Here is a 15,110-nt window from a genome sequence, read left to right as displayed (position 1 = left end):
GAGCACGTTAGCGCTGGTAGGGCAAGGGATCCCGGTTCGGCGGCCAACTGTCTAGAGCTGTCGAAGCGGGACCGAGCCGCTCGCGCAGCCCGGCCAGCTCCCGGCTGATCACGGTCATCCCGGCGCGCCGGGCGGCAGGCAGCACCGGCGCGGCGGTGGCCAGTGCGGCCTCCGGCTGACCGGCGCAGGCCCGGCTGTCGGCCAGCCGCAGGGTCAGCAGCACCAGCGAGGGGTACATCCGTGGCGGCACGCTGGCCAGGGAGTGCCGGGCGAACTCGACCGCCCGGTCGGCACAGGTTCGCTCGCCGGTGCGCGCGGCCAGGTCGCGCAGCCCACCGGCCAGGAAGGAGCTGACGAAGGTCTGGCCCTCGGCCCCACACAGCCAGGGCGCTTCCAGCTGGTCCCGCTCGTCCAGCCGTTCGGCCAGGGCCAGCGCCCGCGCGGCCAGCCGGTCGAACTCGGCGCGGTCGCCGAGCAGCGCGTAGCCCCTGGCCGCGTGCAGCTGGGCGTGCAGCCGGACCCAGCCGCGCCGGGGATCGGTGTCCCGCGCGGCCCTGGCGAAGGCGATGGCCGAGCTGCCGTCGCCCTCCAGCCGGGCCACCGAGCTCATCCGGGTGTACAGCCCGCACAGCGCGGGCACGTTGCCCGCCGCCTGCCCCCAGTCCACGCCGCGCTGGAACCAGGCCATGCCCAGCCCGTGCTGACCGCGCTCCACCCGCAACCACCCGGCCAGGTCGGCGAAGTGCGCGGCCAGCCCGGCCAGCGCGGTGCCCACCGGCTCCGCCGCCGCACGCATCGCCTCGGCCATGGCGTGCAGGCAGCCCTCCACCGCGACGGTGATGCCGGTGGTCACGCACTCCAGGTTGATCTGGCTGTAGCCGGCCAGCAGCGCGGCGAACCCGTGCACCACCGCCGCGCCCGGTCCCTCCGGCGGCGCGTCCGCGACGCAGCCGCGGTAGCCGTGCAGTGGGCAGCCGATGCCGTACACCGGGAACCGGGCCCGCCAGCTGCGCAGCGTGCCGTCGGCGGGATCCGTTGCCAGGCCCGGCAATGGCGGTGGGATCGCCGGTTCCTGGCCGTCCGGGGGCCTGCTGAGCATGGTCAGCTCGCCGCCGGTGCCGAGCAGCTCATCGGCCCGGCAGGCGAACTCGGCAGTCGGCCGCCGACTGCCGAGCTCGAGCTTGGAGAGGTAGGAGTGGTGGTAGCCGAGCCGGGTGGCGAGCTGGGCCTGGGTGAACCCGGCCCGCTCGCGCCAGTGCCGCAACCGCGCCCCGAACATCAGCACCCGGCCATGGTGCCGGACTCAGGTCACCAGCGGCAGGGTCAGTGTGCTCTCAGCCGGAGCCAGGCGTAGCCGGGTGCCGCCGAGTGGGCGCAGGGTGAAGTCGTGGTCGGTGGCGATGACCACCAGCCCGATCCGCCTGCCCGCGGCGAACACGTGGTCCTTGGGCTCCAGGTCGAACCGCAGCAGGTACTCCTGGCCCCGGACCACCCGCTCGCTCGCTGACTGCGAGCTCCGGTTCTGCGGGTCGATCCAGCCGCGGGTGACGATCACCGGTGTGCTGCCGGGCGGGCCGTAGTCCACGACCAGCGCGGTGAGGTTGGCGTCATCCCGGTTCTCCACCGCGACCCGCAGGCCGACCTTGGCGATGCCGGACATCCGCGTGGGTGCGCTCAGTGCCGCCGACCGGTAGACCAGGCGGTTGCCGTTGGCGCTGTCCGGGTTGGCGATGAGCGTGTTCGCGGTGACCGTGCGGCCTTGGTCCACAAAGGACTGTGCGGGGCCGCCGCCGGGTGTGGTGGTGAGTTGTCCCGGTGCGGTGGGGGAGTCCGCGCCCAGGTGGTAGGTGACCGGGCGGGCGGCCGGATCGGGCCAGTCGGCGAGTTTGCGCCAGCCACCGGCGGCCTCCTGCACCTCGGCCATCGGCTCGCGCATGATGCCGGTGTCCTTGCCCTTGAGCCAGTGCTCGAACCAGCGCAGCAGGGTGGCCTGGTAGTCGGTCCGGGACGGCGGGCCGTGGCCGCCGCGGTGCAGCCAGATCTTGCGCGGCACCCCGTGCGCGCGCAACGCCTCCCACCACTGGGCGTACTGCCTGCCACGCACGTTCCAGTCCGACTGGCCGTGCATGACGAACACGCTGGCCTTGACGTGGCCGGCCAGCCGGGTGTAGTCGCGTTCGGCCCAGAAGGCGTTGAAGTCACCGGAGATCCGGTCCTGCCGCCGGGTCAGCTCGGCGATCTCGTCGGCACAGCCCGAGCGGGTGAGCACCGCCTTGGCCAGCGCGTCGGCGTCCTCGCCCTGCCAGCCGCCCGGCGCGACGACGAGGCCGTTAGCCCGGTAGTACTCGTACCAGTTGGCCTGCGCGGCGATCGGCACGATGGTGCGCAGGCCGGGCACGCCGGTGGTGGCCACCATGTTCGGCAGCGTGCCGTTGTAGGACACCCCGGTCATGCCGACCGCGCCGGTGCTCCAGCTCGCGCTGACCGCCCGGCCACCGGCGTCGAAGCCGCGGGCTTTGCCATTGAGCCAGTCGACCACCGCGCGGGTGCTCAACGCCTCCTGCTGGTCGCCGCTGGTCGGGCAGCCCTCGGAGGCGCCGGTGCCGATGCTGTGGCCCAGCGCCACGGCGTAGCCGCGCGGCACGAAGTAGTCGTCGAACCAGCCGGGCAGGTCCGGCACGGCCTTGCGCACCAACGGATCCGCGTCCGACCGGGTAGCCGGGAACAGGCCCTCTTGGGGTAGCCGGTCCACGTTGACCGGGTGGAACGGCACCTTGCCGAGGCCGGAGCGGTACGGGCTGTGCTCGAAGATCACCGGCACCTTCGCGGAGCCGGATGGCCGGGCGATGTCGATCGCGATCCGGTCCGGCCTCCCGTTCCGATCACTGTCCACTGTGGACTCAACGTAGACCCGCTGTTCGAGGACGGCGGGCTGGTTCGCGCTCGCCGGGGCCGTGCCGAGCAGCGTGGCGCCCAGCGCGAGCACGAGCAGGGACGATCTGGTTCGCATGCGGACCAGGCAAGCACGCGAAATGGGGTCTGGGCTTTGGACAGCTGTCGCGTCTACTATTCGGCACCCGTGAACCGATAGGTGCTCCCTATGGAATTTCGTCAGTTGCGGTCCTTCGTGGTGCTGGCCGAGGAGCTGCACTTCGGCCGGGCGGCGGCCCGGCTCGGCATCGCCCAGCCCTCGCTGAGCCAGCAGTTGCAACAGCTGGAGACCGAGCTGGCCACCACGCTGGTGCACCGGACCAGCAGGCACGTCACCCTCACCGAGGCGGGCGAGCTGCTGCTGCGCGGCGCGCACCGCACGCTGGCCGAGGCTGAGCGCGCGGTGGACGCGGTGCACGACCTGAAGGCGGGGCGACTGGGTCGTCTGGTCATCGGATCACTGGGCGCCGGGCTCAACGGCCCGCTGCCCGGCGTCATCCGGCGGCTGCGGCAGGCCAACGACAAGGTGACCGTGGAGCTGCGCCAGTTCAGCGACAGCGCCTCGCAGGAACGCGGTTTGCTGGACGGCACCCTGGACATCGCGGTGCTGCGCCAGGTCGCCGGGGACCGCGCGATCGTCACCCGGCAGCTGCTCACCGAGCCGTTCCTGGTCTACCTGCCGTCGGACCACCGCTTCGCCGGACGTGCCGAGCTGCGGCTGGCCGAGCTGGCCGAGGAGACCTTCGTCAGCTGGCCCCGCCACCTCGGCCCGTCCTTCCACGACCTGGTCACCGACGCCTGCCACCAGCACGGGTTCACCCCGGCCATCGAGGGCCTCGGCGACAGCCTGGTGGCCCAGCTCGCACTGGTCGCCGCCGGGGTGGGCGTGTGCGTGCAGGCGCTGTCCAACGCCACCCTGCGCCGGGAGGGCACCACGGTGGTTCCGTTGCGCCCCAGCGACATCACCGCGCAGCTGCACCTGGCCTACCGGCACTGGCACCACGACACCCCGGTGGTGGACGCCTTCCTGGCCTGCCTGCCCCGGTTCAGCTGACCCGGTCGCGGGCGCAGCGGAAACCGAGGTGGCCGGAGCTGCTGTCCGGGGTGTTGCGGGTGCGCGCGGCCACCCGGTAGCGGTTGCAGTAGCTGCGGTGGCACAGGTGCGAGCCGCCGCGCAGGACCCGGCCGTCCGCCCACTGGTCCGCGCACCACTCCCACACGTTGCCGACCGTGTCGTAGAGCCCAAAACCGTTGGGCGGAAAGGCGAACACGGGGGAGGTGCCGCGGTAGCCGTCCTCGGCGGTGTTGTGCTCCGGGAACCGGCCCTGCCAGATGTTGCAGCGGTGCACGCCGTCCGGGGTCAGCTCATCGCCCCACGGGTAGCGGCGGCGGTCGAGTCCGCCGCGGGCCGCGTACTCCCATTCGGCCTCGGTGGGCAGGCGTTTGCCGGCCCAGCGGGCGTAGGCCCCGGCGTCCCGCCAGGACACGTGCACCACCGGGTGGTCGCCGCGCCCGGCCAGTCCGCTGCCCGGTCCCTCGGGTGCGCGCCAGGACGCCCGCTCGACCGCGAGCCACCACGGGGCGTCCGCGACCCGCGGAGTCTCGGCGTGCGGCAGGAACCCGGCGAAGACGTAGGACCAGCCGAAGTGTTCGGCCTCGGTGACATGGCCGGTGGCGGCGGCGAACTCGGCGTACTGGTCGTTGGTGACCGGATGCGCGTCGATGGCGAAGGGGGACAGGCGGACCTGGCGGACCGGGTTGCTGTTTTCGTCCTCAGCGCCCATCCAGAACAGGCCGCCGGGCAGCTCGACCATGGTCATCTCGGCGGCTGCGTCCAGGCGATCCGGCCGGTCACCGCGGCCAGATCCACCGTGACGTGCGCGTGCTCGAAGGTCCGGGTGTAGGTGTAGCCGTCGCGCACGGCGGGTCCCTGTGGCGGGCCGAGCGGTCGCTCCAGCTCCGGGAACGGCTCCAGTGGACCGTCCTCGGCCCGCCACCCGCTGCCGTAGCGGAAGTAGCTGTGCGCACCGGCGGCGACCAGGAAACAGGCCAGCGGGAAGGTGATCCCCGCCTGCAACGGCAGCGGTGCCGACCGGCCGGAGTCCGGCCAGCCGCAGAAGGCGATGAACTTCCCGTACTGGGAGTCCACTGTGGACAGAAGGTCGAGCTGAGCGGCCATCTCCGCGGCCGTGTTGGGCTTGGGGCCGGTGATGCCGAAGTGCTCCAGCATGGTGGCGTCGGCGTGCGTGAGGAAGCTCTTCCCGCTGTCCGGCCAGGCGTTCGGCTGGTGCTCGACCCCGTTGCACAGCAGCACTTTTCCGGCGGGCAGGGCCGCGCGCAGGGCCGGGACCAGCTTGCCGATGCCAGCGGTGACCGCCTGCTGCTTCTCCGCGCCGACGATCTTCGCCAGCCGGGTCGTGCCCATGGCGAACCGCTTGACGCCGTCGACGAAGATCCCGTCATAGCCCCGCTTGACCTGGGTCACCGCTTGCTCGACCCACCAGTCCCGAACGTCCTTTCTGGACAAGTCGTAGGCCAGTGCGTCCGCATTGTTCGCGATCGGCTGCCAGGGCTGTCCGTCGGTCTGCTTCAGGGTCCAGGCCGGGGGCAGATCCGCCAGTGCCGCATAGTGTTCCGGGTAGGCCACCGCGCTGTTCCAGTAGTAGTAGACCTTCGGGGCCGGCTCCCGCTGTTTGAGCTGGTTCAGCGCACGAGCGCTGGCCTGTTCCGCGGCCTGGCGCACGCTGGCGCCCTGGGTCTTCTCGATGGTGATCACCGAGTACCGCCGGACCAGGAAGCTGATGTCCTCGGCGGTGAAGTCGGTGCGCTTGCCGAGGTGGCCGTACACCGGCACGGTCCGCCAGTGCGCCGAGGCCAGGGCCGGGCCGGGGTAGGCCAGGGCGAACGCGCCGGCCTTGAGCAGAGTGCGGCGACTCAACATGCAGGCGAGGGTAACTTTTCCCGGCCGGACCGGCTCCTATCGTTGGATCGCCGCCGCCTATCACCGACCGTCCATAGGCGACACCTATCGAACCAGAGCACGGGGCCGGTAGCCACCGCCCGGTGTTGTTCCTAGCCTTCCGCCATGCCCGCAGCGCAGCGCCCCAACATCGTCCTGGTCCTGGCCGACGACCTCGGTTACGGCGACCTCGGCCACTGCAACGGCCACGCCTCCCGCACCACCGCGCTGGACCAGCTGTGCGCCGAGGGCATCGCGCTCACCCAGCACTACTCGGCCGCCCCGGTGTGCGCGCCCGCCAGGGCCGCTCTGCTGACCGGTCGGTACCCGCACCGCACCGGCGCGATCGACACCCTGGAACTGCGCGGCCTGGACCGGCTGGCCCTGCGCGAGCGCACCCTGGCCGACTCGCTGGCCGCGGCGGGCTACCGCACCGGCCTGGTCGGCAAGTGGCACAACGGCGCGCTGGACGAGCGCTACCACCCGAACCGGCGCGGTTTCGCCGAGTTCACCGGCTTCCGCGGCGGCTGGCAGGACTACTGGCAGTGGCGGCTGGAACGCAACGGCGTCCCGTTCACCGCTGACGGCAGGCACCTCACCGACGTGATCACCGCCGAAGCAATCAGCTTCCTGCGCCGCCACCGCGGCGAACCGTTCTTCCTGCACGTGGCCTACAACGCCCCGCACTTCCCGTTCCAGGCCCCGCAACCCCTCGTCGAGCAGTTCACCCAGCCGGGCCGCAGCCGAGCGGTGGCCACCATCTACGCGATGATCCACCAGCTCGACCACGGCATCGCCACCCTGCGCGAGGAGCTGAGCACGCTCGGCCTCGCGGACAACACGATCTTCCTGTTCTCCAGCGACAACGGCCCGCAGCTCGACGGCGTCGGCGAGGAGTCCACCCGGCGGCACAACTGCGGCCTGGCCGGGGCCAAGGAGTCGGTGCACGAGGGCGGTATCCGGGTGCCCCTGCTGCTCAGCTGGCCGGACGGCCTGCCCGGCGGGGTGCGGTCGGATGTGTTCGCGCACTTCACCGACTGGTTCCCGACCCTGGTCGCGCTGGCCGGGGCACAGCTGCCCGAGGGCGTGCGGCTGGACGGGATCGACCTCGCCGATTCGTTGCGCGGGCAGGCTGTGGCCGACCAGCCCGCCCGGTTCTGGCAGTGGAACCGGTTGCGGCCACTGGGGCACTGCAACGCGGCCATGCGGGACGGGCGCTGGAAGCTCGTGCGGCCCGCGCTGGCTGCCGCGATGGGCCTGCCCGCCAGCGAGCTCGACCTCGACGCCGACCTCAAACGACATCCGGAGCGATATCCCCATGCGCTGGAGGCTGCCCTGCCCGAACCGCCCGACTGCGGCGAACCCCCGCGCCCGCAGCTGTTCGACCTGCTCGCCGACCCCGGCGAGGAACACGACCTGGCCGCCCGGCACCCCGCGCTCGTCGTCCGGATGGAAGCGGAACTCGGCGCCTGGTTCGAGGACGTGGAACAAGACCGGAGGTCCATTCGTGACTGCTGACCCGCCGCGCCGCAACTACACCATCCTGGTGGCCCTGCTCGGCGCGTTCCTGGACGGCTACGACCTGATGATCATCTCGGGTGCGCTGCTGTTCATCAAGGTCGAGCTCCAGCTCTCCGCCGCGCAGATCGGCTGGGTCGGCGCGATCGCCTTCGCCGGCATGGTGGCCGGCTCGCTGGTCTTCGGCAGGCTCACCGACCGGATCGGCCGGGCGGGCGCGTTCACCTTCGTGCTGGTGCTGTTCGTGATCGGCTCGCTGGTCTCCGCGCTGGCGGTCACCCCGTTGATGCTCATCGCCGGTCGCGCGATCGTCGGCCTCGGCATCGGCGCGGACCTGCCGGTCAGCACCACGCTGATCGCCGAGTCCGCGCCCGCGCACCGGCGGGGCGCGCTGACCGGGCTGATGCAGGTGTTCTGGTTCGCCGGGGCCGCGGCCTCCGGACTGGCCGGGATCGGCCTGTACGCCTTGTTCGGCGCGGACTCCTGGCGGTGGATGCTGGGCAGCGCGATCGTGCTCGCCGTGGTGGTGCTGATCATGCGGCGGCGCATCCCGGAGAGCACCTCCTGGGTCGCCGCCCAGCGACCCGCCGCCGCCACCCGGCCGCTGCGCACCTTACTGTCGCCGGGCATCCGGGCCGCGCTGGTGTTCTCCTGCCTGTTCTGGTTCCTGGTCACCGTGCGCGGCGCGGGCTACAACCTCTACACGCCAACGTTTCTCAACGAGATCGGCCTGTCCGGGGTGACCGTCTCATTGTGGCTGAGCACCGCGGTGAACGTGGTCAACACGCTGGCCGCGCTGGCCGGGGTGCGCTACCTGGACCGGATCGGCCGGCGCCCGATCATCCTGTGGTGCTGGGCGATCCCCACCGTGCTGACTTTCGCGCTGGCCGCGATCAGCGACGGCCAGGCCACCACCATGTTCGTCATGATCATGGTGTCCGCGCTGCCGCTGCAAGTGCTGGCGATGGCGCTGTTCGCGCTGTCGGTGGAGCCGTTCCCGACCCTGGTGCGCGGCACCGCGCAGAGCCTGTCCTCGGCCAGCGGCAAGGCGGGCGGCTTCCTCGCGGTGCTGGCCTTCCCGCCGCTGCTGGCCGCGCTCGGCTGGCGGGACATGACCCTGCTGCTGGCCGCCGTGATGACCGCGGGCCTGATCCTCGGCCTGCTGCTCAAGATCCCGGAAACCCGCAACCGCAGCCTTGAGTCCATCGAGGCCGAACTGACCAGGAGACAACCATGAGCAGGAGCCCGCACCGGTGGTCGGCCGCCGCGCTCGCCCTCGCCGCCGTCCTCACCGTGCTCAGCGCCCCCGCACAGGCCCGCCCGGCCGCGCAACCGGGGCCAGGCACCAACTTCGTGGTCGACGACCCGTTCACCTCGCTGCGCGCCCGGTGGTGGCGGACCGACCGCTTCGGCCTGTTCCTGCACCTGGGCGCCTACACCCAGTTCGAGGGCGTGCACACCTTCCCCGACGGCAGCACCTGCGAACCCGACCACGCCGAGCACATCTGGAACAAGTGCGGCCTGTCCACCGAGGTCTACGAGGAACACGCCCGCAAGTTCAACCCGGCCGGGTTCGACGCGGACGCGATCGTGCGGCTGGCCAAGGCGGCCGGACAGCGCTACGTGGTCTTCACCGCCAAGCACCACGACGGCTACGCGATGTGGCCCACCAAGGTGAACACCTTCAACCTGCGCGAGATGTCCGCCTTCGACCGCACCCGCGACCTGATCGCCGAACTCAAGCAGGCCACCGAAAAACACGGCCTGGACCTCGCCCTGTACTACGGCGCCTGGGACCTGCACGACCCCGACTACGCCGATCCGGCCACCCGGCCGAAGTACCTGGAGCGAATGAAGGCCCAGCTCAAGGAACTCGTCACCGGCTACCGGCCCAAGATGCTCTGGCTGGACGGCTCGGGCCGCAGCAACTCCGGCTGGACCGAACAGGACGGCCTGGTCATCGAACCCTACCTGCGTGAGCTCGACCCCAAGCTGCTCATCAACAACCGGGCCCGCGGCACCCAGTCCTATTTGGACGGTGACTTCACCACCCCGGAGAACACCCTGCCGGACCAGCCGGTCACCGGCGTCCCCGCCGAGACCTGCATGTCCATCAACGGAACCTGGGGCTACTCGAAGAACGACACCGACTTCAAGCCCGCCAGCGAGCTGACCCGGCACCTGCTCACCGCGACCAGCCAGGGCGGCAACTACCTGCTCAACGTCGGCCCCGACGCCAACGGCCGCATCCCGGCCGCCGCGGCCGCCCGGCTCACCGAGGTGGGCCAGTGGATCCAGGGCAAGGGCCACAGCAGGGCCATCTACGGCGCGGGCGGCACCGGCCTGGTCGCCAGACCGGCCTGGGGCACGGTCACCCGCGCGGAGAACCTGCTCTACGCCGCCGTCCGGGACTGGCCCGCCGCGGGCAGCGCGCTCGAACTGACCAAGGCCGCCCCGTTCTCGGTCACCAGCGCCAGGGTCCTCGGCAGCGCCCAGCCGGTCACCGTGACCGACACCGGCGACCGCCTGCGGATCACGCCAACCGGCAAGCAGACCAACCCCATCGCCACGGTCGTCGAGCTCACCATCGAACAGCCCGCGACCAGCCAGCCCGGCGACGGCACCGGCCTGACCGCCGAGTTCTGGACCAACCCCGACCTGCACGGCGCACCCGCGGTCACCCGGACCGACCCGTCGGTCAACTACGACTGGCGGCTGCTCGGCTCACCCGCGCCGGAGATCCCGGCAGGGACCCACTCCGCCCGCTGGAGCGGCACCATCACCGTGCCCACCACCGCGACCTACGAGTTCATCGCGGTCTCCCCGGACGCGGTCCGCCTGACCGTCAACGGCACCGAGCTGATCGGCGCGCAGACCAGGTACGAGAAGAGCTACAAGCAGACCGTGCCCAACTCCTACGTCCGCCTCGGCCGGATCCACCTGACCGCCGGTACCGCGCACCAGATCACCTTGGAGCACAAGCAGAACAGCGGCATCGCGGCGATGAAACTGTTGTGGGCCAGTCCGTACCTCGGCCAGCAGGTCATCCCGGCGGCCTGGCTCAAGCCGAGAGGATGAGCGGGCACCGTCGCCGGGCGAGCACCGCCCGCCCGGCGACGGGCCGCACTACAGCCGGATCGACTTCTTGTTCATGAACTCCTCGATCCCGGCCGGCCCCAGCTCGCGGCCCATCCCGGACCGCTTGATGCCACCGAAGGGCAGGTCCGCCTGCGACCCACCGGCGCTGTTGAGGTAGACCATGCCGGCCTCGATCCGCGCGGCCACCCGGCGCAACCGCTCCGGATCGGTGCCCCACACGCTCGCGCCCAGGCCGAACGGCGAGTCGTTGGCGATCGCGATCGCCTCCTCCTCGGTCCCGGCCTTGAACACCAGCACCACCGGGCCGAAGATCTCCTCCCGGTAGGCGTCCATCTCCGGCGTGACATCGGTCAGCACGGTCGCCTCCAGGTAGGCGCCCGGCCCGTCCACCCGGCGGCCGCCGGTGCGCAGCGTGGCGCCCTGCCGGACCGCCCGCTCGACCTGCTCGGCCACCTCGTCCGCCGCGGCCACCGAGGCCAGCGGCGGCAGCTTGGTGGCCGGGTCCGCCGGATCGCCCGGCAGGTAGAACTCGGCCACCCGCTTGGTCATCCGGTCCACGAAGTCCTCGTAGATATCGGCCATGACGATCATGCGCTTGGGCGCGTTGCAGGACTGGCCGCAGTTGCGCATCCGGGCCGTGGCGGTGGCCTGCACGGTCGCGTCCAGGTCGTCGGTGTCCAGCACGATCAGTGGGTCGGAGCCGCCCAGCTCCAGCACCGCCTTCTTCAGGTTCCGGCCTGCCTCCGCGGCCACCGAGATGCCCGCCGCCTCACTGCCGGTCAGGGACACGCCCTGGATCCGCGGGTCGGCCAGGATCGAGGGCACCTGCCTGCTGGATGCCAGGGTGTTGACGTACACGTCGTCCGGGACGCCCGCGTCCCGCAGGACCTGCTCGATGGCCCGCGCCGACCGCGGGCAGATGGAGGCGTGCTTGAGCAGGATGGTGTTGCCCAGCACCAGGTTCGGCGCGACGAACCGGGCCACCTGGTAGCAGGGGAAGTTCCACGGCATGACACCCAGCAGCGCGCCCAGCGGCTCCTTGGTGATCACCGCCTGGCCGCCCCGGATCTTCAGCGGCTCATCGGCGACGAGCGCGGGACCCTGCTCGCCGTAGTAGGTGAAGATGTCGGCGACCACGCCGATCTCGCCGCGGCCCTCGCTGATCCGCTTGCCCATCTCCAGCGTCATGATCTCGGCCAGTTCGCCTGCCCGCTCGGCGAACAGCTCCGCCGCCCGCAGCACGATCGCGGCTCGCTCCTGCACCGGCCGGAGCCGCCAGTGCGCGAAGCCGCGGTGAACCCGCTCGATGTCGGCGCGCACCTCCTCGTCGGTCGCGTTCGGGACCTGCTCGAGCACTTCGCCCGTAGCCGGGTTGGTGACCGTGTACATGCGACGCCAGCCTCCGTTCGCCACGCGATGAGAGATTTAACGTATACCGTATGCAGACCGCTGTATACCACTGCGACCGGTTGTCTCTGCCACACCGGCCGGGTGGCAGGATCACCAGGTGACCACCATCCCGCCGCCCTCAGCCCGGTTCGACCAGGTGCGCGTCACTGCCGGGCTGCGTCCGGCCAAGCCGCCCCGGCGCATCCTCAGCCACTCCAACGACACCTGGGCGGTCCGGGACGAACGGCTCGGCGAGGTGGTGCTGCGGGTCTCCTGGCGCGGCGACACCGCCCGGATCGGCCGCGAGATCGCCGTGGCCGCCCAGCTGCCCGCCGAGGTCCGCTACCCAGAGGTCCTCGGCCACGGCGTGACCGGTGAGCTGGCCTACTCCCTGACCCGCCTGGCCCCTGGCCGGTCACTGGCGGAGTGCTGGCCCCACCTCCCGGCCGGTCAGCGCCGATCCGCGGTGTCCCAGCTGGCCGCCATGCTGCAAGCGCTGCACCGGTGGACCCCGCCACCGGAGCTCACCGACCTGCTGCTGGCTCGCCCCTACCAGCCACCGGACCGGATCACCGCCCTGCTCGGCGCGGACCTCACCCCACTCCCGATCGACCGGGCGGTCGAGCTGGCTCGATATGCCGCTGGCCAGCCGGAACAAGACCCCGGCCTGCTGCGCGCCGCCGCCGAACTGCTGGTCCAGCTGGCCCCGGCCGACCAGCCGGTGGACGACCCGGCCGCTCACGGCCTGATCCACGGCGACCTCCAGCTGGGCAACCTGCTCTGGTCCGAACAGGGCGAGCTGACCATGCTGGACTTCGAGTGGACCCGCTTCGGCCCACCCCTGCTGGACCTGCAACGGCTCTGCGACCACGCCGACACCGACGCGCTGACCGGCGTCGACACCCACCCGGCCGTGCTGCGCTGGCTGGAGCCGGACTACCCGGCGGCCTTCACCGGCCCGCACCCCGCGACCCGGCTGCGGCTCTACGGTCTGGCCTACACCGTCCGCGACCTCCTGGTGAACCCACCGGACCAGGACCGGCAGTCGCGGCTCCGGCGCTTGGTGGACAACACCTGGCCCGCGCCGGGAGCGCTCCCCGAATCGCTGACCCGCTGACGCCAAGACCGGTCAGGAATCGAGAAGCAGCAGGCCACGGACCGCGCCTAGCGTGCTCGTTGTCCGCAAGACGCGAGCACTCTGGAGACCCCCATGAGCAAGCGCATCCGGCAGTTTCACCGCTGGCTGGCCATCGCCTTCACTGTCACCATCATCATCACCACGATCGGGCTGGCACAGCAGGAACCTGCCATCTGGCTGAGCTACCTGCCGCTGTTCCCGTTGGCGCTGCTGCTGTTCAGCGGCCTGTACCTGTTCGCATTGCCCTACACCGCCAAGTCCCGCGCCGCTCGTCGTACCGCGCAGGCCGAATGACAGGTCGCCGAACGTGACTAAGCTGTCCCCGTGCGTATCGGGGACATCATCGCCGGCCGGTACCAGCTCGAGGAACCGGTCGGAGCGGGTGGCATGGGCCAAGTGTGGCGAGCCACCGACCTGGAACTACGCCGGGTGGTGGCGGTCAAGCTGACCAGCACCGGCGACAGTGAGGAGACGCGCCGGGAGGCCAGGATCGGCGCGGGTGTGCACCACCCCAACGTGATCTCGGTCTTCGACGTGGTCACCGAGGACGAGCGGCGCTGGCTGGTGATGGAGTACCTGCCCTCGCGCAGCCTGGCCGAGCTCTGCCAGGAAGAGGGCCCGCTGGCGCCGGACCGGGTGGCCCGGATCGGCGCGCAGATCGCCACCGCCCTCTCCGCCATGCACGCCAAGGGCATGGTGCACCGGGACATCAAACCGGCCAACATCCTGGTGGCCGAGGACGGCACCGCGAAGCTGACCGACCTCGGCATCGCCAGCTGGCACCACGTCACGCTGACCGGGACCGCGCGCAGCGCAGGCACCCCCGGCTACCTGGCCCCCGAGGTGCTCGCGGGCCTGCGCGCCACCCCGGCCTCCGACGTCTACGCCCTCGGCGTGGCGCTGTCCGCGGCGGTCGAGGGCCACCCGCAGGCGGACAACCGGCTGACCGGCGTGCTGGCCGCGCTGACCGAGGAGGACCCGGCCCGCAGGCCTGCCGCGGACAAGGCCGCGCAGCAGCTGCGGACCTACGACGCGCGGCGGATCTCCCGGCGCGCGCTGGCGGCCACCGCGCTCGGCGTGGTCGCGGTGCTGGGCACGGCCTTCGCGCTCACCTCGGCCGGACCGGAGCCCGGGAAGGCGACCCCGGCGCCGGGCACCGCCGTGCAGCCCGCCGACGGTTCGGGCTCGTTGCTGTTCGGCGTCGGCGACCAGCTCAACTCGGTGCTGGCCACCGAGCTGGTCCGGGAGACCCCGGTCCGGATGCTCACCACGAACTACCACAAGCCCGGCGACCTGAACCGGCTGGCGACCTGGCGGGAGACCCTGGTGGCCGACGCCTACGCCCAGGGCTACGCGCTGCACCTGAAGGTCTCCGTCTGGGAGACCGACGATCCCGAGCTGCCGGTGCAGACCAAGTACGGCCCCGCCTGCGGCCGGATGCACCCGCTCTCCGCCGACTTCCCCCGGCACATGCGCGCGCTGGCCCGCGCCTTCGCCGGCGCGGCCAACGGGCCGCCGCTCTACGTCACGATGTTCCAGGAGGTCAACAAGTTCGCCTGCGTGGACGGCGCCTACGCCGTCGATCCGCAGACCACGGCGTACTACCGGGCGCTGATGGACCGGTACCTGGAGGTCAAGGAGATCTTCAAGCAGGAAGCGCCCAACGCGAAGGTCGCGATGGGCTGGGACGCCTGGCAGGGCGGGCGGGACGAGCCGAGGACCGGTGGCGGCCGGTCCATGTTCGGCCACTTCGCCGAGGTGCTGCGGGCTTCGGACTTCCAGTCGGTGCTGGCCACCGAGCCCGACGGCAACGTGGACGACATCCGGCAGTCGGTGCGCGTGCTCAGCGCCTACGGCCCGGTCATGGTGGCCTCCTACGGCAAAAGCAGGACGCCGAGCGAGATCGTCGACCGGGACATGCGGGAACTGCTGTCCCCGCAGTCGATCGCCGATCTCGCCCGGCACCGCGTGTTCGCCTGGAACTTCAACAACGAACGGGTCCTGCTGGATGCGGGCAGGCCCACCCTGGACTACGTCAAGGAGGTGGTGCGCCGCGCGGGCCGTGAGCCCAAGTAG

Annotated in this window: 12 protein-coding genes; 7 read left to right on the top strand and 5 right to left on the bottom strand. The window is 71.5% G+C overall.

Annotated features, from left to right (window positions below; all coding sequences use genetic code 11):
* Positions 1 to 7 precede the first annotated feature (7 nt).
* Together M8C13_RS01045 and M8C13_RS01040 are read right to left on the bottom strand one after the other, a co-directional pair.
* A complete protein-coding gene (locus tag M8C13_RS01045) occupies positions 8 to 1,279 on the bottom strand; it encodes a helix-turn-helix domain-containing protein (RefSeq protein WP_252478885.1) in 1,272 nt (423 codons plus the stop codon).
* A 24-nt stretch (positions 1,280 to 1,303) separates the two neighbouring features.
* Positions 1,304 to 3,010 (bottom strand): Xaa-Pro dipeptidyl-peptidase, encoded by a 1,707-nt coding sequence (locus M8C13_RS01040; RefSeq protein WP_252478492.1) that lies wholly within the window; start codon positions 3,008 to 3,010, stop codon positions 1,304 to 1,306.
* A gap of 90 nt (positions 3,011 to 3,100) precedes the next feature.
* Between M8C13_RS01040 and M8C13_RS01035 the strand changes: the two genes are divergently transcribed.
* On the top strand, positions 3,101 to 3,985 hold the full coding sequence (locus M8C13_RS01035; protein WP_252478491.1) for a LysR family transcriptional regulator: 885 nt from the start codon (positions 3,101 to 3,103) through the stop codon (positions 3,983 to 3,985).
* Here M8C13_RS01035 and M8C13_RS01030 read toward each other — a convergent pair.
* Positions 3,978 to 4,745 (bottom strand): formylglycine-generating enzyme family protein, encoded by a 768-nt coding sequence (locus M8C13_RS01030; protein ID WP_252478884.1) that lies wholly within the window; start codon positions 4,743 to 4,745, stop codon positions 3,978 to 3,980. The genes M8C13_RS01035 and M8C13_RS01030 overlap by 8 nt on opposite strands.
* A 2-nt stretch (positions 4,746 to 4,747) precedes the next feature.
* Positions 4,748 to 5,872 (bottom strand): putative glycoside hydrolase, encoded by a 1,125-nt coding sequence (locus tag M8C13_RS01025; protein ID WP_252478490.1) that lies wholly within the window; start codon positions 5,870 to 5,872, stop codon positions 4,748 to 4,750.
* Between the two features lie 144 nt (positions 5,873 to 6,016).
* Here M8C13_RS01025 and M8C13_RS01020 point away from each other — a divergent pair, with 144 nt between their 5' ends.
* From M8C13_RS01020 to M8C13_RS01010, 3 genes are read left to right on the top strand one after another with little or no spacing between them, the layout of a single operon-like run.
* Entirely contained in the window at positions 6,017 to 7,408 is a 1,392-nt protein-coding gene (locus M8C13_RS01020) for a sulfatase-like hydrolase/transferase (RefSeq protein WP_252478489.1), read from the top strand.
* Positions 7,398 to 8,645, top strand: a complete 1,248-nt coding sequence (locus tag M8C13_RS01015; protein ID WP_252478488.1) for an MFS transporter — start codon at positions 7,398 to 7,400, stop codon at positions 8,643 to 8,645. The genes M8C13_RS01020 and M8C13_RS01015 overlap by 11 nt, the downstream gene beginning before the upstream one ends.
* Entirely contained in the window at positions 8,642 to 10,486 is a 1,845-nt protein-coding gene (locus M8C13_RS01010) for an alpha-L-fucosidase (RefSeq protein ID WP_252478487.1), read from the top strand. The genes M8C13_RS01015 and M8C13_RS01010 overlap by 4 nt, the downstream gene beginning before the upstream one ends.
* Positions 10,487 to 10,534: 48 nt before the next feature.
* Here the strand turns inward: M8C13_RS01010 and M8C13_RS01005 are convergent, their stop codons facing one another.
* The gene (locus M8C13_RS01005) at positions 10,535 to 11,896 is read right to left on the bottom strand and encodes an NAD-dependent succinate-semialdehyde dehydrogenase (RefSeq protein WP_252478486.1); all 1,362 of its coding nucleotides are present in this window, start codon (positions 11,894 to 11,896) and stop codon (positions 10,535 to 10,537) included.
* Positions 11,897 to 12,014: 118 nt separating this feature from the next.
* Between M8C13_RS01005 and M8C13_RS01000 the strand changes: the two genes are divergently transcribed.
* The 3 genes from M8C13_RS01000 (at position 12,015) to M8C13_RS00990 (ending at position 15,110) form a co-directional block, all read left to right on the top strand.
* Positions 12,015 to 13,013, top strand: coding sequence for a phosphotransferase (locus tag M8C13_RS01000; RefSeq protein WP_252478485.1), 999 nt, complete (start codon positions 12,015 to 12,017; stop codon positions 13,011 to 13,013).
* Between the two features lie 93 nt (positions 13,014 to 13,106).
* Positions 13,107 to 13,328 (top strand): hypothetical protein, encoded by a 222-nt coding sequence (locus M8C13_RS00995; RefSeq protein WP_252478484.1) that lies wholly within the window; start codon positions 13,107 to 13,109, stop codon positions 13,326 to 13,328.
* A 30-nt stretch (positions 13,329 to 13,358) separates the two neighbouring features.
* Positions 13,359 to 15,110 (top strand): serine/threonine-protein kinase, encoded by a 1,752-nt coding sequence (locus tag M8C13_RS00990; RefSeq protein ID WP_252478483.1) that lies wholly within the window; start codon positions 13,359 to 13,361, stop codon positions 15,108 to 15,110.

Source organism: Crossiella sp. SN42, from assembly GCF_023897065.1.
Lineage (GTDB): Bacteria > Actinomycetota > Actinomycetes > Mycobacteriales > Pseudonocardiaceae > Crossiella.
Note: the sequence above shows the minus strand (reverse complement) of the source record. Positions and strands in the feature narration are given on the sequence as shown.